The sequence below is a fragment of the Bacillus sp. RE35 genome (assembly GCF_052146655.1).
Taxonomy (GTDB): Bacteria; Bacillota; Bacilli; order Bacillales; family Bacillaceae_G; genus Bacillus_A; species Bacillus_A cereus.
In genome coordinates, this window is record NZ_CP197377.1 from 3,828,645 (window position 1) to 3,853,444 (window position 24,800).

A 24,800-nucleotide genomic window follows, 5' to 3' on the forward strand; every position below is an offset into this window, starting at 1 on the left:
ATTTATTTCCCCCTTACCACTGTTCCGATATTTTCGCCTAAAACGGCACGTTTAATATTACCTTTTTCCATAACTGAGAATACAATTAGTGGAATATCATTATCCATACATAGAGAAGAAGCTGTAGAATCCATTACACCTAAACCTTCTTTTAATACATCTAAGTAAGTAAGCGTTTCGTATTTTGTAGCTGTTGGATCAATAGATGGATCCGCATTATATACACCATCTACATTGTTTTTCGCCATTAAAATTACATCTGCTTCAATTTCTGCCGCACGTAATGCTGCTGTTGTATCTGTAGAGAAGTATGGGTTACCTGTACCTGCTGCAAAGATAACAACACGTTTTTTCTCTAAGTGACGAACTGCTTTACGACGAATGTAAGGTTCTGCAACTTGACGCATCTCAATTGAAGTTTGTACACGAGTTTGAATTCCGATATTCTCCAAGCTATCTTGAAGAGCTAATGAATTCATAACTGTCGCTAACATGCCCATGTAATCTGCCCCTGCACGATCCATGCCCATTTCACTTCCAATTTTTCCACGCCAAATGTTACCGCCACCAACAACAACAGCAACCTCTACATCAAGTTCTGCAATTTCTTTTACTTGTTCCGCAACTGACTTAATAACAGTTGGGTTAATTCCAAATCCTTGCTCTCCAGCTAAAGCTTCTCCACTTAGCTTTAAAACGACACGATTATATTTCGGTTTACTCATAATGAACCTCCAATTGCTTACATCTTTATTTTAAAAAAGGGAACACAATGTGTTCCCTAATCTGTATTAGTTACTACCTTTTACTTGGTTCATTACTTCTTCAGCAAAGTTGTCTTCGCGTTTTTCGATACCTTCACCAACAGCGTAGCGAACGAATCCTTTTAATGTTCCGCCTTTAGACTCAACGAACTGACGAACTTTCATATCAGGGTTTTTAACGAATGCTTGGTCAAGTAAGCAAATCTCTTCGAAGAATTTGCCTAGACGGCCTTCAACCATTTTCGCAACGATTTTCTCAGGCTTGCCTTCGTTTAATGCTTGTTGTGTTAATACTTGACGCTCATGCTCAACTTCTTCAGCTGTTACAGCATCGCGGTCGATGTATTTAGGGTTAACTGCAGCGATGTGCATTGCAACATCTTTAGCAGCAGCTTCATCAGTAGAACCTTCAAGAACTGTTAATACACCAATGCGTCCACCCATGTGTAGGTAAGCGCCGAATGCATCTGCATCAGTTTTTGATACGATTTCGAAACGACGAAGTGTAAGTTTTTCACCAATTTTAGCGATTGCTTCGTTGATGTGCTCTTCAACTTTTTTACCGTTTTCCATTGTTTGAGCCATAGCTTCTTCAACGTTAGCTGGTTTGTTAGTTAATAAGTGAGCAGCTAATTCTTTAATTAGTGTTTGGAAACCTTCGTTTTTCGCAACGAAATCAGTTTCAGAGTTTAATTCTAAGATTAAAGCGTCGTTACCGTTTGTTTCGATGAAAGTTAAACCTTCAGCAGCAATGCGGTCTGCTTTTTTAGCAGCTTTCGCAATACCTTTTTCACGTAAGAAGTCAATTGCCTTCTCCATGTCGCCGTTAGTTTCTGTTAAAGCTTTTTTGCAGTCCATCATACCTGCGCCAGTTTTTTCACGTAATTCTTTTACCATTTGAGCAGTGATTGCCATACTTTTCATCCTCCTAAAATATGTATTTATACCTTTTATAAAGGTGTTTATACCTTAAAAAAGGTGATAAAAGGCCGAACCCCTTATCACCTTTCCAACTTTGTTACGCAGTAACAGTTTCTTCACCTTGTTTTGCTTCAAGGATCGCGTCTGCCATTTTAGATGTAAGAAGTTTTACAGCACGAATTGCATCATCGTTTGCTGGGATAACGTGATCGATTTCGTCTGGATCACAGTTTGTATCAACGATACCGATGATTGGAATGTGTAATTTGCGTGCTTCAGCAACTGCAATACGCTCTTTACGAGGGTCTACTACGAATAATGCACTTGGAAGACCTTTCATATCTTTAATACCGCCTAAGAATTTCTCAAGACGCTCTAACTCTTTTTTAAGTTGAACAACTTCTTTCTTAGGAAGTACTTCGAAAGTACCATCTTCTTGCATTCTTTCGATGTCTTTAAGACGCTTGATACGCTTTTGGATTGTTTGGAAGTTTGTTAAAGTTCCACCTAACCAACGTTGGTTAACGAAGTACATACCAGCACGAGTTGCTTCTTCTTTAATAGCTTCTTGTGCTTGTTTTTTAGTACCTACGAATAAGATGTCTCCGCCTTCAGCAGCGATGTCGCGCATCGTTCTGTAAGCTTCCTCAACTTTTTTCACAGTTTTTTGTAAGTCGATGATGTAGATACCGTTACGCTCTGTGAAAATGTAACGCTTCATTTTTGGGTTCCAACGACGAGTTTGATGTCCGAAATGAACACCAGCTTCAAGCAATTGCTTCATAGAAATTACTGACATAATATAGTTCCTCCTAAATGGTTTTTGATATCCTCCGTTTACTTCATCTCTAAGCGAAACTACAAACGTAGCACCAACACTTAAATCAGTAAACGTGTGTACTTTGTACTGACACCACTGCTTACTATATCATACTGAAATATTACAATCAAGTCGAAAATGCGAACAATGTAAAACTTTCTTTGTTCATACTCGAATTCTAGTATTACCAACCTTCTTTTCTTTTAAGCAAAAAAGTAAATACAATTAATAGTTTTCCCAGAAAACACGCTTATGACACTTTTCACAAGCATCTTCTATCCATTGCACAAAAAAACTCTCCTCAATTGAGGAGAGTTTTTTATAAATTAGTTTGTTTTTAATTTAGCAAGTTCTTGTAGAAACTTGTCGTTTAGTACTTTAATGTATGTTCCTTTCATACCTAAAGAGCGAGACTCAATAACACCAGCACTTTCTAATTTACGTAGTGCATTTACGATTACAGAGCGAGTAATTCCTACGCGATCAGCAATTTTACTTGCAACAAGTAAACCTTCTGTTCCATTTAATTCTTCGAAGATATGCTCAATTGCTTCTAACTCACTGTAAGATAATGAGCTGATTGCCATTTGAACAACAGCTTTACTACGCGCTTCCTCTTCGATCTCTTCTGCTTTTTCACGTAAGATTTCCATACCTACAACAGTTGAGCTGTACTCAGCAAGGATTAAATCATCATCTAAGAACTCTTGACCAAGACGAGCTAATACTAATGTACCTAGACGCTCACCGCCACCAACGATTGGTACGATTGTAGTTAAACCTTGACCGAATAATTCTCTGTTTTCTACTGGGAATGCTGTGTAAGCACTGTTCACATCTAAGTTTGAAGATGTTTCTGTAATGTTGAATAAGCTTTGTGTATATTCTTCTGGGAATTGACGTTCTGCAAGCATTTGCTTCATGCGTTCGTTTTCGATTTGTTGGTGAATTGCATAACCTAGTAATTTACCACGACGGCTAACTACGAATACGTTTGCTTCGATTACTTCACACATTGTGTCAGACATTTCTCTAAAGTTTACAGGCTTCCCTGCTGCGCTCTGTAATAACGCATTTAATTTTCTCGTTTTTGCTAATAATTCCATTTCAAAAGTTCCTCCTACATGTTACTCACATATTTTTTCATCACTTGGAAACTAGGGCGAGTCACCTGATGACACTATTACAAAATAAACTGGCTCACATCTTTATTTTTAGCAATTGTTGCTAATTTCTCCTCAACGTATTGAGGTGTTATCGTTATTTTCTCTAACGTAATTTCAGATGCTTCAAACGATAAATCTTCAAGGAGCTTCTCCATAATCGTATGAAGTCTTCTTGCTCCAATATTATCTGTATCCTGATTAACTTGATAAGCAATCTCAGCAATCTTACGAATAGCTTCGTCTGAAAATTCAATTTCTATACCTTCAGTCGCTAATAATGCCATATATTGTTTAATTAACGCATTGTCAGGCTCGATTAATATTTTAACAAAATCGTCTGTCGATAATTTTGTTAATTCTACTCGAATCGGAAATCTCCCTTGCAATTCCGGAATTAAATCCGACGGTTTAGACATATGGAACGCTCCAGCTGCAACGAATAAAATATAATCCGTTTTTACTGATCCGTATTTTGTCGCAACATTCGACCCTTCTACAATTGGCAGAATGTCACGTTGCACACCTTCACGTGATACATCTACGCTATTCGACTGCTTACCAGCAATTTTGTCAATTTCATCGATAAAAATAATCCCGAGCTGTTCAGCACGATAAACAGCCTCTTGTGTAACTTCATCCATATCAATTAAGCGCTGTGCCTCTTCATTTGTCAAGAGTTTTCTTGCTTCTTTTACAGAAAGTTTACGTTTTTTCGTTTTTTTCGGCATAAAACTTCCTAGCGCATCTTGGAAATTCATTCCCATTTGTTCCATGCCAGTTCCTTGTAACATATCAAACATGGAAGACTGTTGTTCAGTCACTTCAATCGATACAATTTCTTCTTCAAGAAGCCCTGCAGCAAGCTTTCTCTCCACATCTTGACGTTTCTTTTCGATTTCAACATCTTCTTGTGTATCAGACGTTTGATTCGAATTTTGAGCGCCTCCAAAAAGCATCTCTAATGGATTTTTGAATCCAGATTGCTTCTCCGGACTCGGCACTAAAATTTCAACAAGACGTTGATTCGCTTGCTCTTCTGCTTTATCTTGAACTTTCACTACCATTTCTTCTTTTACGATACGAACCGATGTTTCCACCAAGTCACGTACCATCGACTCTACATCTCTACCCACATATCCAACTTCTGTGAATTTTGTAGCCTCAACCTTAATAAAAGGTGCTCCAACGAGTTTCGCCATTCGTCGTGCTACCTCTGTTTTCCCAACACCTGTCGGTCCAATCATTAAAATATTTTTAGGCGCAATTTCGTCACGTAAATTTTCAGCTAATTTACTACGGCGATATCGATTTCTCAACGCTACAGCAACCGCTTTCTTTGCGTCTTTTTGACCGATGATGTATTGATCTAATTTTTCCACAATTTGGCGCGGAGTAAAATGTAAATGCATATAAAATGCCTCCCTTACGATTCTACAATTCTTCAACAATTATGTTGTGATTCGTATAAACACAAATATCGCCAGCAATCTCTAAACTCGCTTTCGCAATTTGCTTCGCTGTTAAGTGTTCACTTGCATATTGCTTTAAAGCACGACCTGCAGAAAGTGCATAATTCCCACCAGATCCAATTGCTAAAATACCATCATCCGGTTCAATCACTTCTCCTGTACCTGAAACAAGGAGCATAGTTGTTTTATCCATGACAATGAGCATCGCTTCTAGCTGACGTAACATTTTATCGCCACGCCATTGTTTTGCCATTTCAACAGCAGCACGCTGCAAGTTGCCATTATACTCTTCTAATTTCCCTTCAAACATTTCAAAAAGAGTAAATGCGTCAGCAACTGATCCTGCGAAACCAGCTAAAACTTTACCTTGGAAAAGTTTACGAACTTTACGAGCTGTATGTTTCATTACAACAGCATTTCCCATTGTCACTTGGCCATCTCCAGCCATTGCACATTCTCCATTATGATGAACTGCAAATATCGTTGTAGCGTGGAAATTTCCCATAGAAAAAACTCCTTTATTTGTTTTTATAGCTTTTAAAGCAATTTATGCCCGCGGGTGATGCTTCATGTAAACAGAACGCAATCTTTCTTTAGAGACATGCGTATAAATTTGTGTCGTCGACAAATTTTCATGGCCTAATAGCTCCTGTACAGTACGTAAATCCGCCCCTTCATCTAGCATATGTGTAGCAAATGTATGCCTTAACATATGGGGACTTATCCGCATTGTCAGCGAAGCCTTTTTAATGAGTTCATTTAAAACATAACGAACCCCACGACTTGTTAGCGGTGTACCTTTCGCATTTAAAAATACCATATGAGAATCTTCGTCAGTCTTATTAACTAACTGTTTTCTCCCATTCTCTATATAAGTAATTAAAGAATCTTGCGCATAGCTTCCGAACGGAATATACCTTTGTTTTTTTCCTTTTCCCATTACTAAAATTGTTCCCACCGCAAAGTCAATATCGGTAAGTTGTAAATTGACACATTCACTCACACGGATCCCAGTCGCATACATCAACTCTAATAAAGCTTGATTCCTTTGACCTAATGGCGTTTCCGTGTCAGAAACTTCAAATAATTCCTCTAACTCTTCAGCATATAAAAACTTTGGGATTGACAATTCTTTTTTGGGGAGTGACGCAAGTGCAAACGGATTATCCTTTCGATAACCTTCACGCATCAAAAAACGATATAAACTTCGTAAGCTTGATACTTTTCTTGCGACAGATTTACGGGCTAACTTTTCATCGTGCAACGTCGTTAAGTACAAACGAACATCCGCGTATGTAACGTCTAAAAAAGAGGATATGCCTTCTCGTTCCATAAATTGCACAAAATGTTCTAAATCATTTTGATAACTTGCAATTGTATATTTTGAATAATTTCTTTCAATTTGTAAATATCCAACGAATAATTGTAACAATTTCTTCACATTCACACAACTCACCTCAATAAAGGCTACTAAATCGTATCACAACTTAGTAGCCTTTGCAAGAAATTTAACTAAATATTTACAAAATTTCGAATCGTTTCTAAAGCGCGTGCTGCGTACGCTTCATTTCGTTCTGCTTTCTTTTTAATCTTCTTCTCTAACGGTGCAAATAGACCGAAGTTCGCATTCATCGGCTGGAAGTTTTTAGCGTTCGTTGCCGTAATGTAATTTGCCATGCTACCCATCGCAGTTACTGGCGGTAATACAACTGGCTCTTCACCTTGCACAAGACGCGCAGCATTAATTCCTGCTAATAATCCTGATGCTGCTGATTCAACATATCCCTCTACTCCAGTCATTTGACCAGCGAAGAATAAATCATCACGTTGTTTATATTGATATGTTGGACGAAGCAAATTAGGTGAATTAATAAACGTATTACGATGCATTACACCATAACGTACAATCTCTGCATTTTCCAATCCCGGAATTAACTGTAGCACTTCTTTTTGCGGTCCCCACTTTAAATGAGTTTGGAAACCTACGATATTGTATAAAGTTCCCGCTGCATCATCTTGACGTAACTGAACAACAGCATATGGCGTTTTCCCTGTTTTGGGATCTTCCAATCCAACAGGTTTCATAGGTCCAAATACTAACGTCTGTCTCCCTCTACTTGCCATAACTTCTACTGGCATACAACCTTCAAAGAAAATTTCTTTTTCAAACTCTTTTAAAGGCACTGTCTCAGCAGCAATTAGAGCCTCATAAAAACGATCGAACTCTTCTTCTGTCATTGGGCAATTTAAATATGCAGCTTCACCTTTGTCATAACGCGATTTTAAATACACTTTATTCATGTCAATGCTGTCTTTTTCTACGATTGGGGCTGCAGCATCATAAAAGTAGAAATAATCTTCTCCTGTTAATTCTTTCAATTTTGCAGAAAGATCAGGAGATGTTAATGGACCTGTAGCAATAATTGTCGGTCCCTCTGGAATATCTGTAATTTCTTCATTCATTACAGTTACATTTGGATGGTTCTTTACGTATTCTGTTACTTTAGCTGCGAACTCATGACGATCTACAGCTAAAGCACCTCCAGCTGGTACAGAGCACTCATCCGCCGCACGAATAATTACAGAATCCATTAAGCGCATTTCCTCTTTAATAACTCCAACTGCATTTGTTAAAGTGTTTGCACGAAGTGAGTTACTACATACTAATTCAGCGAATTTATCTGTGTGATGAGCTGGCGTTTGCCTTACCGGTCTCATTTCATATAATCTAACTTGGACACCACGTTTTGCAATTTGGTAAGCTGCTTCACTTCCTGCAAGACCTGCGCCAATGACGTTTACTACTTGTGTTGTCATTTATATCACCTTTCCTTTTCTTCCCGAAAAAAATGTGAGCAGTTACGCTCACATTTGTTGTTCTTCTTCATAATCGCACGAAATACATTGTACTTGCACGCCTTTTTTCAACTTTTTCTCTACAAGCATGCCTTCGCACTTCGGACACTTACGACCAATTGGCTTATCCCAAGATACAAAGTCGCATTCCGGATACGTACCGCACCCATAGAAAAGACGTTTCTTTTTATTACTACGGCGTTCAATAATTTGACCCTTATCACACTTTGGACAAGTAACACCGATTTCTTTCACAATCGGCTTTGTATTACGACAATCTGGGAAATTCGAGCAAGCCATAAATTTCCCGTATTTACCCATTTTAAAGACCATTGGGTGATTACATAATTCACAATCTTCCCCAGCTGGTTCATCTTTAATTTCCACTTCACGCATTTCTTTTTCCGCTTTTTCTAAACGCGGTTCAAAACCTACGTAGAAATCATCAACAATTTTTACCCAATTCGCATTTCCTTCTTCTACTTCATCAAGGCTTTGCTCCATATTGGCAGTAAATTCAATGTTAATAATTTCTGGGAAAAACTCTAAAATAAGTTCAATTACTATTTCACCAAGTTCAGTCGGAACGAAGCGTTTATTATCCAAACCTACATACCCACGCTTTTGAATTGTTTCAAGTGTAGGTACATATGTTGACGGTCTTCCAATTCCAAGTTCTTCAAGTGTTCTTACTAGGCGAGCCTCTGTATAGCGCGGAGGAGGTTGTGTAAAATGTTGCTTTGGTTCTAAATCCTTTGAAAATACAGTTTCCCCTACTTCTAAAGGTGGCAACATCTTATCCTTTTCTTCAGCACCATCATCTTTTGACTCTACATACACTTTCATAAATCCTGGGAACTTTACAACCGATCCACTTGCACGGAACTGAACATTGTTATTAATGAGTCTCGCTGTCACAGTATCCATTATAGCAGACGCCATTTGACTTGCAACAAATCGCTCCCAAATCAATTTATATAATCGAAGTTGATCACGACCTAAGAAACTTTTTAGTTCCTCTGGCTTTCTCATTACCGAAGTAGGACGAATTGCCTCATGCGCATCTTGCGCATTTGACTTTTTCGTTTCTTTCTTCTTTTCTGTTCCTATGTATTCCGTACCATACGCTTCAGTGATGTAAGTACGAGCCTCTGTTTGAGCTGTTTCTGAGATACGTGTTGAATCAGTTCTCATATACGTAATAAGACCTACAGTTCCTTGTTTTCCAAGATCTATCCCTTCATACAATTGCTGTGCAAGCATCATTGTTTTCTTTGCTCGCATGTTTAACTTACGTGCTGCTTCTTGTTGCAAGGAAGATGTTGTAAACGGTAATGCAGGATTACGTTTTCGCTCTTTGCGCGTTACATTTTCAACTGAAAACGCATTGTCTTTCATCTGTTCAATTATTTCATTCACTTGCGTTTCATTTGTTAATTGAACTTTTTCACCATCTACACCGTAAAAGCTTGCTTCAAATGTGTCTTTTCCTTTTACAAATTCTGTTTTAATTGTCCAGAATTCTTCAGGTTCAAAGTTTTGAATTTCCCTTTCACGCTCGATGATTAAACGAACTGCTACAGATTGTACACGTCCTGCACTTAATCCTTTTTTTACTTTCTTCCATAATAAAGGACTAATATTGTAACCAACAAGACGATCAAGTATACGTCTTGCTTGTTGTGCATCCACTAAATCCATATTAATTGCACGAGGATGTTTAAATGATTCTTTGATTGCATCTTTCGTAATCTCATTAAACACAACCCGACAATCTGATTCAACGTCCACATTTAACGTATTCGCTAAATGCCAAGCAATCGCTTCCCCTTCACGGTCTGGATCGGCCGCGAGATAGACTTTCTTTGCTTTTTTCGCCGCTGATTTTAAATCTTTTAAGACGGGACCTTTACCACGAATGGTAATATACTTCGGGGTGAAGTTGTTCTTTACTTCTATCCCCATTTGACTTTTTGGCAAATCGCGAACATGTCCCATAGACGCGACAACTTTGTATTTTTTCCCTAAATATTTCTCAATGGTCTTCGCCTTAGAAGGCGACTCCACGATTACGAGGTAATCTGACATGCTAGTGCCTCCTTAAGAGGTGGATTCAAGTCTTCATTAATCTTATTGATTTCTCTTGTTTTTGTCAATCAAGAATGAATATACCATACAGTGCCAATCTACCATTTGTCAATAATTGTTTAATAAAAACATAAAAATATAAGGTTAATTTAAAATCTCTTCCAAGATATCTTCTGCATTTCTTACTAGTTTTGCTCCTTGCTGAATAAGATGATTCGTTCCCGATGCCCCCTCTACAAATATAGGTCCAGGAAGCGCAAACACCTCTCTATTTTGCTCTAACGCAAGGTCTGCAGTAATAAGTGTTCCACTTCTCGATTTCGCTTCTACAACTAAAACACCTTTACTTATACCACTAATAATCCGGTTCCTTTTTGGAAAATACCATTTTTTCGGTGCATATTGCGGCGGATACTCTGTCAATAACAATATATATTCCTTCCACATTTCATATAAATGTCTATTTTCTTTCGGATACATAAAAGACAATCCATGCCCTAATATCGCAATAGTCGGGCAATGATGCCTTACTGTAATCTCATGAGACATTGTATCTATCCCTTTTGCAAACCCACTGACAATAAGCCACTCTCTTTCTAATAAAGGGTGTAAAATAAACTTCAAACTCTCATGACCATATAATGATGGTTCTCTCGTTCCAACAACTGCTAATTTATTTACTTTATTCAGGAAATCTTTCTCTCCTTTTCCATATAAAACGAAGGGAGGGTCTTGTATTTCACGTAATAATTGCGGATAATCTTCATCCCATATCGTTATATAAAAAATACGATTTCTCTCTAAATAAGATATATATTGCGGAAGATTTGAATTTTGAAGAAATTTTACTAGTTCTGAAGATTTTTTCGAGGATATTCCAGTGTAGTGTTCCATTTGTTTTTCGTTAAAATTATATATGTTCTTTAATTCTGGATCGACATATAGTAGCCTCTCCATCGCTTTCCAATAATCTGCTAGCAAGTAATGAACATGTAATAATCTCTCTCTTTTCATCTTGATTCTCCTTACCCATAATTTTTATTATGTAAACAGAAAAAAGTGTAAAAAGACACCCTCAAGTAAGAAGGTGTCTTTCAACAGATTAATAGTTTTTACAAGTCTCAAATAAACCTTTTTCTTTTAAAACAGAGATTAGCGTTTCTCCCATAACTGCTGGAGTTTCAGCTACTTTAATGCCACAAGCTTCCATTGTTTTAATCTTTTCAGCAGCAGTTCCTTTACCGCCAGAAATGATTGCACCAGCATGGCCCATACGTTTGCCAGCAGGCGCTGTTTGACCACCAATGAAGCCTACGACAGGTTTTGTCATATTAGCTTTTACCCATTCAGCTGCCTCTTCTTCTGCTGTACCGCCGATTTCACCAATCATAATTACAGCATGTGTTTCTTCATCTTCATTAAATGCTTTTAACGCATCAATAAAGTCTGTACCGTTAACAGGGTCTCCGCCGATACCTACAGCAGTAGATTGGCCAATACCTTCTTGTGTTAACTGATGTACAGCTTCATAAGTTAATGTACCAGAGCGAGATACGATACCAACATGACCTTTTTTATGAATATATCCTGGCATAATACCAATCTTACATTCATCTGGTGTGATTACACCTGGGCAGTTTGGTCCAAGTAAACGTGTATGTTTACCCGCCATATATCTCTTTACGTTTACCATATCTAATACAGGAATCCCTTCAGTAATACATACTACTAAATCAATTTCTGCATCAACAGCTTCCATAATTGCATCTGCCGCAAAAGCGGGTGGAACGTATACAACTGAAGCGTTTGCGCCTGTTGCTTTCACTGCATCTTCTACTGTATCAAATACTGGTACACCTTCAATATCAGTGCCGCCCTTACCTGGTGTTACACCACCGACAATTTTCGTACCGTATTCAATCATTTGTTTTGTATGGAATAAACCTTGAGAACCTGTAATACCTTGAACAATAACTTTTGTATCTTTATTAACTAATACGCTCATTTTTCTCCCCCGCTTTCTATTAGCCCACTAGTGAAACAATTTTTTGTGCACCGTCTGCCATAGATTCTGCTGCAACAATATTTAAGCCAGACTCATTTAAAATTTTCTTACCTAGTTCTACGTTTGTGCCTTCAAGACGTACAACTAAAGGTAACTCAAGACCTACTTGTTTCGTTGCTTCAATAACACCTTCTGCAATAACATCACACTTCATAATGCCACCAAAAATGTTAACGAAGATACCTTTTACATTTTTGTCAGAAAGGATAATTTTGAATGCTTCTGTAACTTTTTCTGCAGTTGCACCGCCACCAACATCTAAGAAGTTAGCTGGGTCACCGTGGTAATGTTTAATGATATCCATTGTAGCCATCGCTAAACCTGCACCATTAACCATACAACCGATATTTCCATCTAAAGGAATGTAGTTTAAGTCGTATTTTGAAGCTTCAATTTCTTTTGAATCCTCTTCATCAAGATCACGAAGCTCTAAAATGTCTTTATGGCGATATAACGCATTAGAATCAAAGTTTAATTTTGCATCTAATGCCATAACTTTACCTTCGCCTGTTGTAACAAGTGGGTTAATCTCAGCGATAGAGCAATCTTTTTCGATAAACGCACGATATAAGCCCATCATAAACTTCACAGCTTGTCCTACAAGCTCTTTTGGAATATTGATGTTAAATGCAATTCGGCGCGCTTGGAAACCTTGCAAGCCTACTGCTGGATCAATATATTCTTTAAAGATTTTTTCAGGTGTTTTTTCTGCTACTTCTTCAATTTCTGTTCCGCCTTCTTCAGACGCCATTAAAACAACTTGAGAAGTTGCACGATCTAAAACTAGACCTACATAATATTCTTTTTTAATATCGCAACCTTCTTCGATAAGTAAGCGTTTTACTTCCTTACCTTCAGGACCTGTTTGATGTGTCACAAGTGTAGTTCCTAAAATGCTTTCTGCATATGTACGAACTTCATCTAAATTTTTCGCAACTTTTACTCCGCCAGCTTTGCCGCGTCCACCAGCGTGAATTTGTGCTTTCACTACACATACATCTGTTCCTAATTCTTTCGCTGCTTCTACAGCTTCTTCTACTGTAAACGCAACCTTCCCGTTCGGAACGCTAACCCCATAGCTTCTAAGGACTGCCTTACCTTGGTACTCATGGATATTCATGGTCCCATCCTCCCCTGTTTTCCTGTTTTACTCGAAAAGTTTTTTAATGTTTAAAAAACATTACATTGCCATTGTATAAGATGATTGGCACGCTGTCTACAATAAAGTGTCAGAAAACTGAAATCGCTTTATTCTTTTTCGAAAATAGTAATGTTTATATGCCAAAATAAAAAAATAAGCTGTATATTTACAGCTTATTTTTGAATCATATCTTTAATTGGTGCGAATGACTTGCGGTGTTCATCTAGTACTCCATGCACTTCAATTGCCTCTAAATGTTGCTTTGTGCCATATCCCATATGTTGCTCAAATCCATATTCAGGATACTTCTCTCCCAGTTCTTTCATCATACGATCTCTCGTTACTTTTGCTATAATGGATGCTGCTGAAATCGAAACACTTTTCGCATCACCTTTAATAATTGATGTTTGCGGAATTGGTGTAGGAAGCTTCATCGCATCAATTAATAAATGTTGAGGTGTACAAGATAAATTTGCAACTGCATCTAACATCGCTTGTTTCGTTGCTTGGTAAATATTAATGTCATCAATAACTTGCGGTGATACAATTCCTACTCCAATTGCAATTGCTTGTACTTTTATTTCATCATAAAAACGCTCACGTTTCGCTTCACTCAACTTTTTCGAGTCATTTAACCCTGGAATATAAAAATCCTCAGGAAGAACGACAGCTGCCGTCACAACAGGCCCAGCCAATGGCCCGCGCCCTACTTCATCAATACCCGCGATATATGTGACCCCTTTTTCACGCAAAGCATTTTCATACTTGGACATTTCAAAAAACTTCTCTTTTTCTTTCTGTTCTAACTCTTTTTGTTTATACCACTTCAAAACGAGCTTTTGAACACCTTTTCGATCATCTTTCATTAACAGCTGAAAGCGATCATCTTCTTCATTCATAATTTCTTTCAATACATTTTCCGCTTCTTTTATCGTCATAGTTTGCATTTATACAAGCTCCTTTTTAAACATATCCAAAAAGAAAAGACGCACAAACGCACGTCTTATACTTCTTCTATTTTTTCCACATCTTCCACTTGCTCTCCAAACTCTTCCGGTGTTTCAAACGTCATTTTTCCAAGTTTGCCACCACGAAGCTCACGAAGCACAAGCTCAGATGTCTTATCATAATCAATCATTCCGCCGCCCATTAAGCAGCCTCTATTTTTTCCAATTGCATCGAATAATTCCACAATATCTTCTGGAATCTCATTTAAATTATAGCGTTCTTTCAAGCGTTCTGGATAATGTTTCTCCATAAAACGTAATGCGTAAACAGCTACATCTTGTAAATTTAAAATTGAATCTTTAATTGCACCCGTTGTCGCTAAACGAAGACCCACTAATTGATCTTCAAATTTAGGCCACAGAATACCTGGTGTATCTAACAATTCCATTTCCTTCCCAACTTTAATCCATTGTTGAGCTGTTGTCACACCTGGACGATCTCCTGTTTTAGCAATATTTTTCTTTGCCAATTTATTAATTAATGTAGATTTACCAACATTTGGTATACCTACAATTAATGCACGAATCGCTCTCGGTCTAATACCTTTTGCAACCATTTTATCAAATTTTTCTTTAACAAGCACTTTACAAGCTGCTGCAATTTCCTTCATACCTTGTCCAGCTTGCGCGTTAATCGAAATTGCCATATGGCCTTTTTCTTTAAAATATGCGATCCATTGTTTTGTTAAACGATCATCCGCCATATCCGCTTTATTTAAAACAACAAGCCTTGGCTTATGTGTAATGATTTCATCAATCATTGGGTTTCGAGATGATAATGGTAATCGAGCATCTACAAGTTCAATTACAACATCAATTAATTTTAATTTCTCCGTTACTTGGCGTCTAGCCTTCGCCATATGCCCTGGAAACCATTGAATTACCATGTTGCCACCTTCTTTTTCATTTATTTCACAATACGTGCGTCTTCTAACGGCCAATATAACATATTAGCTTTACCAATTACTTGATCCATTGAAATCGTACCGATTGAACGGCTATCTTTACTAAAACGACGATTATCACCTAAAACAAATAATTGATCTTTTGGAACGGTTTTCTTGCCTGTCATTTCTTCAAGATTAAAATCATATGTAAGCGGTCCGTCAGCAATTTGCTTTTTCTGCTTGTCTAAATACGGCTCCTCATAAGCCTTTCCGTTAACATACAGTTTATCATTACGATACTCTATTTCATCGCCTGGCAGGCCTATAATGCGCTTAATGTAATCTTTATCTTCTGTTGCTCGAAATACGATAATATCAAAGCGTTTTGGATCTCCAATGTGATAACCAATTTTATTCACAATCATTCGATCACGATCATGTAAAGTAGGTGCCATCGATACCCCGTCTACGAGAATTGGCGCAAAGAAAAACTGTCTAATAACACCAGCTAATACAACAGCAATCAAAATTGCCTTAATCCATTCCCAAAGTGAACTCTTCTCTTTTTTCATGCATTTCCCCTCCACGGTTATGTAAACTGCTCGTATTATACCAAAATTTCATATAGATTGGAAAAAGGGAGCTTGTGCATTTACAAGCTCCCATACATGTCTTATCGAATTTCTTTAATACGTGCTTTTTTACCGCGAAGGTTACGTAAGTAGTATAACTTAGCACGACGTACTTTACCACGGCGAAGTACTTCGATTTTCGCGATTCTTGGCGTGTGAACTGGGAATGTACGCTCAACACCTACACCGTAAGAAATCTTACGAACTGTGAATGTTTCACTGATTCCGCCACCACGACGTTTAATTACAACACCTTCGAAAAGCTGAATTCTTTCACGAGTTCCCTCAACAACTTTTACGTGTACACGTAAAGTGTCACCAGGACGGAATGAAGGAAGGTCAGTTTTTAATTGGCCTTTTGTAATTTCTGCGATTAATTGTTGCATATTAAATTCTCTCCTTTAAACAGATGCTCTTATAAAGTCTTAATAAATTACAGCGGAACATCGTTAATACGGCTACTGATTTCAGTAGCACAAATGTTATAATAGCATATTACTAGGCCTGTTGCAATAGCAAATATATGAAGTTATTACTGCTCTCGCTTTATTTCCTCAAGCCATTTTTTCTCTTGTTTAGATAACTCTCTCTCATCTAACAAATCCGGTCTACGCGTATACGTTCGACGCAAAGATTCCTTATGTCGCCATTCATCAATGTTTTTATGATTCCCTGACATTAATACATCCGGTACCTTCATACCACGAAAATCAGCCGGACGTGTATAATGAGGATGCTCTAATAAACCTGTACTAAACGAATCCTCTACTTGTGAAGCATGATTTCCTAGCACACCTGGCAAGAGACGTACAACACTATCAGTAATAACCATAGAGGCTAATTCTCCGCCCGTTAATACATAGTCACCAATAGAAATCTCATCCGTTACGAGATGCTCACGAATTCGTTCGTCATACCCTTCATAATGCCCACATACGAAGATCAAATGTTCTTCCCCTGCAAGCTCTTCCGCTTTCTTCTGCGTAAATCTTTCGCCCTGCGGACACATTAAGACAACTCTAGGCTTACGCTCTGTCTCTTTCGTCAAATCTTCTACAGCATCAAAAATAGGCTGAGGAGTAAGCACCATACCAGCTCCTCCGCCGTAAGGATAATCGTCTACACTATTATGCTTACTTGTTGTATAATCACGAAAGTTAACAACACGAAGGTTTACCGCTTCTTTTTCTTGTGCCTTCTTTAATATAGAAGATCCAAATACACCGGTAAACATTTCTGGGAACAATGTTAAAATATCAATTTTCATTATAGCAGCCCTTCCATTACATGAATGGTTACTAATTTATTTTCAATATTAACTTGAAGTACAACGTCATCGATATAAGGAATTAAGAGATCTTGACCCTTCGGGCGTTTAATTACCCAAACATCATTTGCACCAGGAGATAGAATCTCTTTGATTGTCCCTAGCGCTTCTCCTTCTTCCGTTACAACACTGCAACCAATAATTTCATGATAGTAGTATTCACCTTCAGCAAGTTCACCTAACTGCTCTTCTGGTACTTTTATTAAAGAACCTTTAAACTTCTCTACTTCATCTACATTGTTATATCCTTCAAATGTTAATAAATCGAATGTCTTATGTTGGCGATGAGAAGTTACCTTCACCGGAAGGTAGTCTGTGCCTTTCTCATTCGATATGTATAACGTGTTTCCTACTTTATATCGCTCTTCTGGAAAATCAGTACGAGAAATAACACGGATTTCTCCTCTTACGCCATGAGTATTTACAATTTTCCCTACGTTAAACCATTTTGTCATAAATAGTATGTCACCCCTGGTTTCTATATAAATTAAGCATCTCCATTTCACAGATGGAACATGCACTCTCTATTTAAATGTTAAAAAAGGGAGAGGAATAACTCCTCGCCCTTTTTTACGTTTATTGAATTTCCAGTGTTACTTTTTCATCATTATGATGTCCCACTGAATACAAGAGCATTCGAATCGCTTTCGCAACTCTCCCTTGCTTTCCAATGACTTTTCCAACATCCTCAGGATGTACAGTTAATCGATACTTTATCTCTCCGTTGCAAAGTTCCTGTGTAACTTTTACATCTTCAGGATAATCGACAAGAGGCTTGACAATCGTCTCGACTAACTTCTTCATAGTCATTGCCTCAATTACTTACCTTGTTTAGATAAGTGGAATTTCTCCATGATACCTTGGTTAGAGAATAAGTTACGAACTGTATCAGATGGTTTAGCACCATTTCCTAACCATTTTAATGCTGCTTCTTCGTTGATCTTAACTTCAGCTGGTTGAGCAACTGGATTGTAAGTTCCGATTTCCTCAATGAAACGTCCGTCACGAGGAGAACGAGAATCTGCAACAACTACACGATAGAAAGGAGTTTTTTTAGCTCCCATACGTTTTAAACGAATTTTAACTGCCATTTATAAAGCACCTCCGAATTTATTTCACACAGATAATTATATTAGCAAAAAGACTATTGCTTTGTAAAGTATTTTTTCTTAACAGAGCCATCTTTTTTTCCTTACATGAATGGAAACTTCAATCCACCTAGTCCTTTTTTCTTACCTTTTTGCATTCCCGTCATCGTCTTCATCATTTTTTTCATGTCATCGAATTGTTTAATTAGACGATTGATTTCTTGTACAGTTGTACCGCTACCTTTGGCAATGCGCTTTTTGCGACTAGCATTGATTATTTCCGGTTGTTCTCGTTCTAATTTAGTCATAGAACGAATAATTGCCTCAATATGCCCAATTTGTTTTTCATCAACTTGTGCATTTTTCAGCCCTTTAATTTTATTTGCACCAGGAAGCATTCCTAACAATTCATCAAGCGGCCCAAGTTGACGCACTTGTCCAAGTTGTTCTAGGAAATCGTCAAGCGTAAACGAAAGCGTACGCATTTTTTGCTCAAGTTCTTTCGCTTTCTCTTCATCAACTGTAGCTTGCGCTTTTTCAATCAATGTTAAGACATCGCCCATCCCTAAAATACGGGATGCCATACGCTCTGGATGGAACGCTTCAATTGCATCTAGTTTTTCACCCATACCAGCAAATTTAATCGGCGTGTTTGTTACAGCCTTAATAGATAATGCAGCACCACCGCGCGTATCACCATCTAATTTCGTTAATACAACACCTGTTAAACCTAACTGTTCATGGAAACTTTGCGCAACATTTACCGCGTCTTGTCCCGTCATCGCATCGACAACAAGGAAAATTTCATCCGGTTTCGCAACTTCTTTAACTTTCGCTAATTCATCCATTAGTTCTTCATCAATATGCAGGCGACCCGCTGTATCGATTAAAACATAATCGTGATGATCTTCTTTTGCTTTTGAAATCGCTTGTTTCGCAATTTCAACAGGACTTACTTGATCTCCTAAAGAGAATACAGGCATGTCCAATTGCTTCCCTAATGTTTCAAGCTGTTTAATCGCTGCTGGACGGTAAATATCCGCTGCAACAAGCATCGGTTTACGGTTATGCTTTTTACGAAGCAAATTCGCAAGCTTACCTGTCGTCGTTGTTTTACCCGCACCTTGCAGACCAACCATCATAATAACAGTCGGTGGCTTATTAGCAACAGCAATTTTGCTTTGCTCTCCGCCCATAAGTTCTGTAAGTTCTTCCTGTACAACTTTAATTACTTGTTGTCCAGGTGTCAAACTTTTCATTACATCTTGTCCGACAGCACGTTCAGACACACGCTTCACAAAATCTTTTACTACTTTAAAGTTAACATCTGCTTCTAAAAGAGCTAGACGAACTTCTCTCATCATTTCTTTCACATCGGCTTCAGAAACTTTTCCTTTGCCGCGGATTTTTTGCATTGTCTGTTGAAGTCGGTCGGCTAATCCTTCAAATGCCATATTGCCGCCCTCCTAATCTAATTTTTCGATAGCTTCAACAACTTGTTTCATTTCTTCATTTACATGCTCTTCTTCGCTGATTAGCTGTTTTAGCTTTGCAACAAGTCGCTGTCGCTCTTGAAACTTTTGAAGTAATACTAATTTTTCTTCATATTCTTCAAGCATCGCTTCAGTCCGTTTAATGTTATCATACACGGCTTGGCGACTTACATCAAATTCTTCCGCAATTTCACCAAGAGATAAATCATCTAGATAATAAAGCGACATATAACTTCTTTGTTTTTGCGTTAACAACGATTGATAAAAATCAAATAAATAGTTCATTCTCGTTGTTTTTTCGAGCATGTTGGATCATCCTTTGTTAAGTGATTTCCCTTTACATGAATTAGTTTACATGTAGTCCAAAAGAGTGTCAAGTTTTTTTCTTAACATCATATATTTTTTATAGAAAAAGAAGCGGAAATACCGCTCCTTTCACTTATACTTCTTCTGTTTCTACTAAGTTCGCAAATAAACCATACACATATTGTTCTGGATCAAACTGTTGCAAGTCATCCATTTGCTCTCCTAATCCAACAAACTTCACTGGTACATCCATTTCGTTACGAATCGCTAATACAATACCACCTTTAGCAGTTCCATCTAACTTCGTTAAAACAATACCAGTTACATTCGTTGCTTCACGGAATGTTTTCGCTTGGCTTAAACCGTTTTGTCCTGTTGTTGCATCAATAACAAGTAATACTTCATGAGGAGCACCTGGTACTTCACGCTCAATTACACGCTTCACCTTCTCTAATTCTTTCATTAAATTTACTTTATTTTGCAAGCGTCCTGCTGTGTCACATAGTAATACATCTACCTTACGTGCTTTCGCAGCTTGTACAGCGTCATACATAACCGCCGCTGGATCAGATCCAGATCCTTGTTTAATCACTTCTACACCAACGCGATCGCCCCATACTTCTAATTGTTCAATCGCTCCAGCACGGAATGTGTCTCCTGCCGCTAATAGGACTGACTTACCTTCTGATTTAAACTTATGCGCCAGTTTACCAATTGTCGTCGTTTTTCCTACACCATTAACACCAACAAATAAAACAACCGTTAATTGGTCCTCTTGCATATTAATTTCGTTACTAAAATCGCTGTCGCCTTTGTAAATTCCTACTAGTTTTTCTGAAATAACAGCTTGTACTTCTTTTGGATCTTGAATGTTACGACGTTGTACTTCTTCTTTCAATTGGTCAATTAATTCCATTACCGTCGCAACGCCAACGTCTGCACCGATTAAGATCTCTTCTAACTCTTCGAAAAAATCTTCGTCCACTTTACGGTAACGATAAACTAAATCATTCACTTTATCCGCAAATGAATTTCTCGTTTTTTCTAATCCTTGTTTAAATTTCTCTGTAACTGTATCCGTTTGTTTTGAAATTTTTTCTTTTAGTTTTTTAAAAAAACTCATACTTTCCCATCCTTCCTATTCACTTGCAATAAGTTCTTCTCCGGCGTCTAAACGAACCGAAACAAGTTTAGATACCCCTGATTCTTGCATTGTTACACCGTACAACACATCAGACTCTTCCATTGTACCTTTTCTATGTGTAATTACAATAAACTGCGTCTCATTACTGAATTTCTTTAAATACTGTGCAAAACGAGCTACATTCGCCTCATCAAGGGCCGCCTCTACCTCATCTAGTACACAGAATGGTACTGGGCGTACTTTTAAAATACCAAATAAAAGCGCAATTGCTGTTAAAGCACGCTCTCCACCTGAAAGTAAACCTAAGTTCTGCAGTTTCTTCCCTGGCGGTTGTGCTACAATATCAATACCCGTATTTAGTAAATCCTCTGGATTAGTCATTACTAAATCCGCTCTACCGCCTCCAAATAATTCAGAGAATACCGATTGAAACTCCATTCTAATGCCTTCAAACGTAGTAGAAAAGCGTTTTTTCATTTCTTCATCCATTTCGGTAATAAGCTGGTGCAATGTCGCTTTCGCTTCTTCTAGGTCGTCTCTCTGCTCTAGTAAGAATGTATGACGCTCCGCTACACGTTCATATTCATCAATTGCCCCTAGGTTCACTGTACCTAACTCTTCTATAGATAATTTGATTAATTTTACTTTCTTACGCGCATCTTCTGCAGGCATTGTCATTGTATATTTTAGTTTTGCCGCTTCAAATGAAATCGTATATGTTTCACGTAAATGTTGTAATCTATTTTCCAACTCTACATCAAGTCGATTTATTCTCACTTCTTGATCTTTCAACATTTCAAGAATATATTTATGTTTACCTGTCGTTTCTTTCAAATTGCGCTCTAAATGTTCTACCCTCTCTTGCAACGATACACGTTGTTCACGACGAGAGCGAATTAATTCTGAAGTTTGATTACGATCATATGCTTTCTTCTCAATCATATTCGTAATTTGCTCTTCACCACTTGAATTAGATGTCATTTCTTGTTTTAAGAACGCTAAATCCTCTTTCGTTTTTACAAGTGTCGCATCCGTTTCTTCTTTTTCCTTCGTCAATCGTTCAACTTTTTCTTTTTGATTAAATAAGCGTTGTTGCTTTTCAGCTACCAGCACTTTTAACTCCGTCATTTCTTTTTGAACTTTTTCTTTCGAAGAATGTTGCTCACTTTTTTGTTTTGTTAAAGCTACAATTTTACTATCTAACTTAGTGATATCAGCTTGAAGATTCGTTAAAATCCCTTCTAACTCCTCTTTACGCCCTTGCATTTTTACTCGATCTTGTAAAAACCCTTCAATCTCTAAATCATAAATAGACAATCGATCATTAATACGATGTTCTTCTAATTCTAGACGATTAATCTCTTCTCTTAATTTCTGCTCATCTACACGATCTACTTCTACAGTTTGCCTTAGTTCGCGTATTTTCACTTCTTTTTCTTGAATCTCTTGTTTTACTGCTTTAACAAAGTTTTCTAACTTCATTGTTTTTTCTTCCATATCAGTTAACTTGCGAGTCCACTCTTCCAGTTCACGTTGGCGTCCTAATAAAGAAGATTTCGCTTGCTTTACCGCCCCACCAGTCATAGAACCGCCAGGATTCACTACATCACCTTCGATTGTTACAATGCGATAACGGTATTGCAGTTGTTTCGCCAACTCATTTGCTCCGCGTAAATCTTTCGCAACAATAACCGTACCTAATAAATTTGAAACTACATTTTCATATTTATTGTTGTACTGCACAAGTTCTGCCGCCACACCTACAAACGATGGGTGTTGATTTGCAATGCGTAATTGCTCAAATGATAAAGACCTGCTTTTAATAACAGCTTGCGGTAAAAACGTTGCACGTCCATGTTTATTTTGCTTTAAAAATGCTATCGCATTACGAGCATGCTCCTCTGTTTGTACAACAATATGCTGCATCGCTGCACCTAGAGCAATTTCCATTGCAACTTCGTATTCTTTCGGTACCGTTAACAGTTCCGCAACAGCACCCTCGATACCTTGCAACCTATTTTCTCTAGCTTTCAATACTTCACGTACACCTTGATAGAATCCAGAATAATCTTCTTGCATCTCTTCAAGCATTTCTTTTCGAGAACGTGCCTGTTGCACAAATTGATATGCTTGATACAGTTTTGTTTCATTTTCACTATACTGCGTCTTACATTTCCCAAGCGCCGCCTCTGTCTTCTGTATGTTTGAGAGAATGCCAGCTACTTTTCCTTTCGCTTGTTCGTAACTTTCTACAAGTTTCGTCTTTTTCGCTGTAATTTCCATACGCATTTCTACATATTTCGCATTCTCTTCATCTAGACGCTCGTTTTTAGACGTTTGCTGTTTAGATTGTTCTTCAATCATAGATAATTCATTACGATGACTAGCTTGTTGATTTAAAAGCTCAATATAGTCACCTTTTAAATTCTCAATCTGTTCCTCTAAATTGTCAGCAAAAGTAGCAAGCAGTTGCTCATTATCATGCAATTTTTGCTCCAACTCTTTTACTTCATTCACAAATTGCATTAAAGCTTCTGTACTTGACTCAATCTCACCATCGTAACTTTTAGTTTTCTCTGTTAATTCAACAATTAACTGCTCAAGTTGCGCACAATGCGTCGTAGCATTTTGCTTTCTCTCTTTTAACAACTCGCGCTGCCCTTCAAGTTTTTCTAGCTCTTTACTAGAAAGAAGAAGTACTTCTTGCAACGAGTCTACAGACTCATCTACCGCTTGTAATTGTCCTCGTAATTCCTCAAGCTCTTCTTCACTTTTTTGTAAATTCGTTGACATTTTAGCTTCTTCGTTTTTATTATGCCCAAACTGATTTCGAAGCGCTTCCCATTTCTCGTGCAATTCTTCAATTTCATGGACAATAAGCGCAGCTTCTACTTTCTCTAATTCTTCTTTATTCTCAAGATAATCTTTCGCAATAGAAGCTTGTCTTTCTAAAGGTTCTACTTGACTACTTAATTCATGAATTATATCTTGTACACGATTTAAGTTTTCTTGTGTTTCTGCTAATTTCCCTTCAGCTTTCTTTTTGCGAAGTTTGTATTTTAGTACGCCTGCCGCTTCTTCAAATACACCTCGACGCTCTTCTGACTTACTACTTAAAATCTCTTCCACTTTCCCCTGGCTAATAATTGAAAAAGCTTCTCTTCCCATACCAGAGTCCATAAATAAATCGATAATATCTTTCAATCTACATGATTGTTTATTAATATAAAAATCACTATCACCTGAACGAGATACACGACGTGTTACACACACCTCATTGTATTCAATTGGTAAACGTTGATCTTCATTATTTAAAGTTATTGTTACTTCAGCAACATTAACCGCTCTCCTCGTATCACTGCCTGCAAAAATAATATCCTCCATCTTTGCACCACGTAATGATTTTGCAGATTGTTCACCAAGTACCCAGCGAATTGCATCAGTAATATTACTTTTCCCGCTTCCATTAGGTCCTACTACAGAAGTTACACCTGGGACAAAATCAACAGATACACGCTCAGCAAAAGACTTAAACCCTGCTATTTCTAATCTTTTTAAAAACACGAAAGGCCTTCCTCCTATTCTCCGTCGTTATAAATGTTCTCTATACAAAAACAAGTATTATA

General features: G+C 37.6%; 24 protein-coding genes. All 24 read right to left on the reverse strand.

Annotated elements, in window-relative coordinates; translation table 11 throughout:
- Nucleotides 1–2: 2 nt before the first annotated feature.
- The gene (gene pyrH, locus ACTL4X_RS19385) at nucleotides 3–725 is read right to left on the reverse strand and encodes a UMP kinase (protein ID WP_000042668.1); all 723 of its coding nucleotides are present in this window, start codon (nucleotides 723–725) and stop codon (nucleotides 3–5) included.
- A gap of 66 nt (nucleotides 726–791) precedes the next feature.
- Nucleotides 792–1,679: a translation elongation factor Ts gene (tsf, locus tag ACTL4X_RS19390; RefSeq protein ID WP_001018578.1), complete on the reverse strand. Its 888-nt coding sequence runs from the start codon at nucleotides 1,677–1,679 to the stop codon at nucleotides 792–794.
- Nucleotides 1,680–1,782: 103 nt separating this feature from the next.
- Nucleotides 1,783–2,484 (reverse strand): 30S ribosomal protein S2, encoded by a 702-nt coding sequence (rpsB, locus tag ACTL4X_RS19395; protein WP_000111485.1) that lies wholly within the window; start codon nucleotides 2,482–2,484, stop codon nucleotides 1,783–1,785.
- A gap of 347 nt (nucleotides 2,485–2,831) precedes the next feature.
- A complete protein-coding gene (codY, locus tag ACTL4X_RS19400; RefSeq protein WP_000421290.1) occupies nucleotides 2,832–3,611 on the reverse strand; it encodes a GTP-sensing pleiotropic transcriptional regulator CodY in 780 nt (259 codons plus the stop codon).
- Nucleotides 3,612–3,688: 77 nt separating this feature from the next.
- Nucleotides 3,689–5,080 (reverse strand): ATP-dependent protease ATPase subunit HslU, encoded by a 1,392-nt coding sequence (gene hslU / locus ACTL4X_RS19405; protein ID WP_000550078.1) that lies wholly within the window; start codon nucleotides 5,078–5,080, stop codon nucleotides 3,689–3,691.
- Nucleotides 5,081–5,102: 22 nt separating this feature from the next.
- Nucleotides 5,103–5,645: an ATP-dependent protease proteolytic subunit HslV gene (gene hslV / locus ACTL4X_RS19410; protein WP_000526272.1), complete on the reverse strand. Its 543-nt coding sequence runs from the start codon at nucleotides 5,643–5,645 to the stop codon at nucleotides 5,103–5,105.
- Nucleotides 5,646–5,687: 42 nt separating this feature from the next.
- On the reverse strand, nucleotides 5,688–6,587 hold the full coding sequence (gene xerC / locus ACTL4X_RS19415; RefSeq protein ID WP_001101243.1) for a tyrosine recombinase XerC: 900 nt from the start codon (nucleotides 6,585–6,587) through the stop codon (nucleotides 5,688–5,690).
- Between the two features lie 65 nt (nucleotides 6,588–6,652).
- The gene (gene trmFO, locus ACTL4X_RS19420; RefSeq protein ID WP_000213002.1) at nucleotides 6,653–7,957 is read right to left on the reverse strand and encodes an FADH(2)-oxidizing methylenetetrahydrofolate--tRNA-(uracil(54)-C(5))-methyltransferase TrmFO; all 1,305 of its coding nucleotides are present in this window, start codon (nucleotides 7,955–7,957) and stop codon (nucleotides 6,653–6,655) included.
- A gap of 48 nt (nucleotides 7,958–8,005) precedes the next feature.
- Complete coding sequence (gene topA / locus ACTL4X_RS19425) at nucleotides 8,006–10,084, reverse strand: type I DNA topoisomerase (RefSeq protein WP_001286963.1); 2,079 nt, start codon at nucleotides 10,082–10,084, stop codon at nucleotides 8,006–8,008.
- A 144-nt stretch (nucleotides 10,085–10,228) separates the two neighbouring features.
- Nucleotides 10,229–11,098 (reverse strand): DNA-processing protein DprA, encoded by an 870-nt coding sequence (dprA, locus tag ACTL4X_RS19430; RefSeq protein WP_071741405.1) that lies wholly within the window; start codon nucleotides 11,096–11,098, stop codon nucleotides 10,229–10,231.
- Between the two features lie 88 nt (nucleotides 11,099–11,186).
- Nucleotides 11,187–12,089, reverse strand: a complete 903-nt coding sequence (sucD, locus tag ACTL4X_RS19435; protein WP_000115178.1) for a succinate--CoA ligase subunit alpha — start codon at nucleotides 12,087–12,089, stop codon at nucleotides 11,187–11,189.
- Nucleotides 12,090–12,108: 19 nt separating this feature from the next.
- Nucleotides 12,109–13,269 (reverse strand): ADP-forming succinate--CoA ligase subunit beta, encoded by a 1,161-nt coding sequence (gene sucC, locus ACTL4X_RS19440; RefSeq protein ID WP_001020791.1) that lies wholly within the window; start codon nucleotides 13,267–13,269, stop codon nucleotides 12,109–12,111.
- Nucleotides 13,270–13,463: 194 nt separating this feature from the next.
- Nucleotides 13,464–14,237, reverse strand: a complete 774-nt coding sequence (locus ACTL4X_RS19445; RefSeq protein WP_001194265.1) for a ribonuclease HII — start codon at nucleotides 14,235–14,237, stop codon at nucleotides 13,464–13,466.
- A gap of 56 nt (nucleotides 14,238–14,293) precedes the next feature.
- Nucleotides 14,294–15,184: a ribosome biogenesis GTPase YlqF gene (ylqF, locus tag ACTL4X_RS19450; protein ID WP_000236704.1), complete on the reverse strand. Its 891-nt coding sequence runs from the start codon at nucleotides 15,182–15,184 to the stop codon at nucleotides 14,294–14,296.
- 20 nt (nucleotides 15,185–15,204) lie between these two features.
- The gene (lepB, locus tag ACTL4X_RS19455) at nucleotides 15,205–15,756 is read right to left on the reverse strand and encodes a signal peptidase I (RefSeq protein ID WP_000711853.1); all 552 of its coding nucleotides are present in this window, start codon (nucleotides 15,754–15,756) and stop codon (nucleotides 15,205–15,207) included.
- 101 nt (nucleotides 15,757–15,857) lie between these two features.
- On the reverse strand, nucleotides 15,858–16,202 hold the full coding sequence (gene rplS / locus ACTL4X_RS19460) for a 50S ribosomal protein L19 (protein ID WP_001186516.1): 345 nt from the start codon (nucleotides 16,200–16,202) through the stop codon (nucleotides 15,858–15,860).
- Nucleotides 16,203–16,348: 146 nt separating this feature from the next.
- Nucleotides 16,349–17,083 carry a tRNA (guanosine(37)-N1)-methyltransferase TrmD gene (gene trmD, locus ACTL4X_RS19465; RefSeq protein ID WP_086400993.1) on the reverse strand — a complete coding sequence of 245 codons (735 nt, stop codon included), beginning with the start codon at nucleotides 17,081–17,083 and terminating at the stop codon, nucleotides 16,349–16,351.
- Entirely contained in the window at nucleotides 17,083–17,598 is a 516-nt protein-coding gene (gene rimM / locus ACTL4X_RS19470; protein WP_000170278.1) for a ribosome maturation factor RimM, read from the reverse strand. The genes trmD and rimM overlap by 1 nt, the downstream gene beginning before the upstream one ends.
- Nucleotides 17,599–17,719: 121 nt before the next feature.
- Nucleotides 17,720–17,947, reverse strand: coding sequence for a KH domain-containing protein (locus ACTL4X_RS19475; protein WP_000737401.1), 228 nt, complete (start codon nucleotides 17,945–17,947; stop codon nucleotides 17,720–17,722).
- 14 nt (nucleotides 17,948–17,961) lie between these two features.
- Nucleotides 17,962–18,234 (reverse strand): 30S ribosomal protein S16, encoded by a 273-nt coding sequence (rpsP, locus tag ACTL4X_RS19480; RefSeq protein WP_000268750.1) that lies wholly within the window; start codon nucleotides 18,232–18,234, stop codon nucleotides 17,962–17,964.
- Between the two features lie 101 nt (nucleotides 18,235–18,335).
- Nucleotides 18,336–19,685 carry a signal recognition particle protein gene (gene ffh / locus ACTL4X_RS19485; protein WP_075717459.1) on the reverse strand — a complete coding sequence of 450 codons (1,350 nt, stop codon included), beginning with the start codon at nucleotides 19,683–19,685 and terminating at the stop codon, nucleotides 18,336–18,338.
- A 12-nt stretch (nucleotides 19,686–19,697) separates the two neighbouring features.
- Nucleotides 19,698–20,030: a putative DNA-binding protein gene (locus tag ACTL4X_RS19490; RefSeq protein WP_000891062.1), complete on the reverse strand. Its 333-nt coding sequence runs from the start codon at nucleotides 20,028–20,030 to the stop codon at nucleotides 19,698–19,700.
- Nucleotides 20,031–20,163: 133 nt separating this feature from the next.
- Complete coding sequence (gene ftsY / locus ACTL4X_RS19495; RefSeq protein ID WP_000007655.1) at nucleotides 20,164–21,153, reverse strand: signal recognition particle-docking protein FtsY; 990 nt, start codon at nucleotides 21,151–21,153, stop codon at nucleotides 20,164–20,166.
- Between the two features lie 15 nt (nucleotides 21,154–21,168).
- Nucleotides 21,169–24,738 carry a chromosome segregation protein SMC gene (gene smc, locus ACTL4X_RS19500; protein ID WP_234574205.1) on the reverse strand — a complete coding sequence of 1,190 codons (3,570 nt, stop codon included), beginning with the start codon at nucleotides 24,736–24,738 and terminating at the stop codon, nucleotides 21,169–21,171.
- Nucleotides 24,739–24,800: the final 62 nt, after the last annotated feature.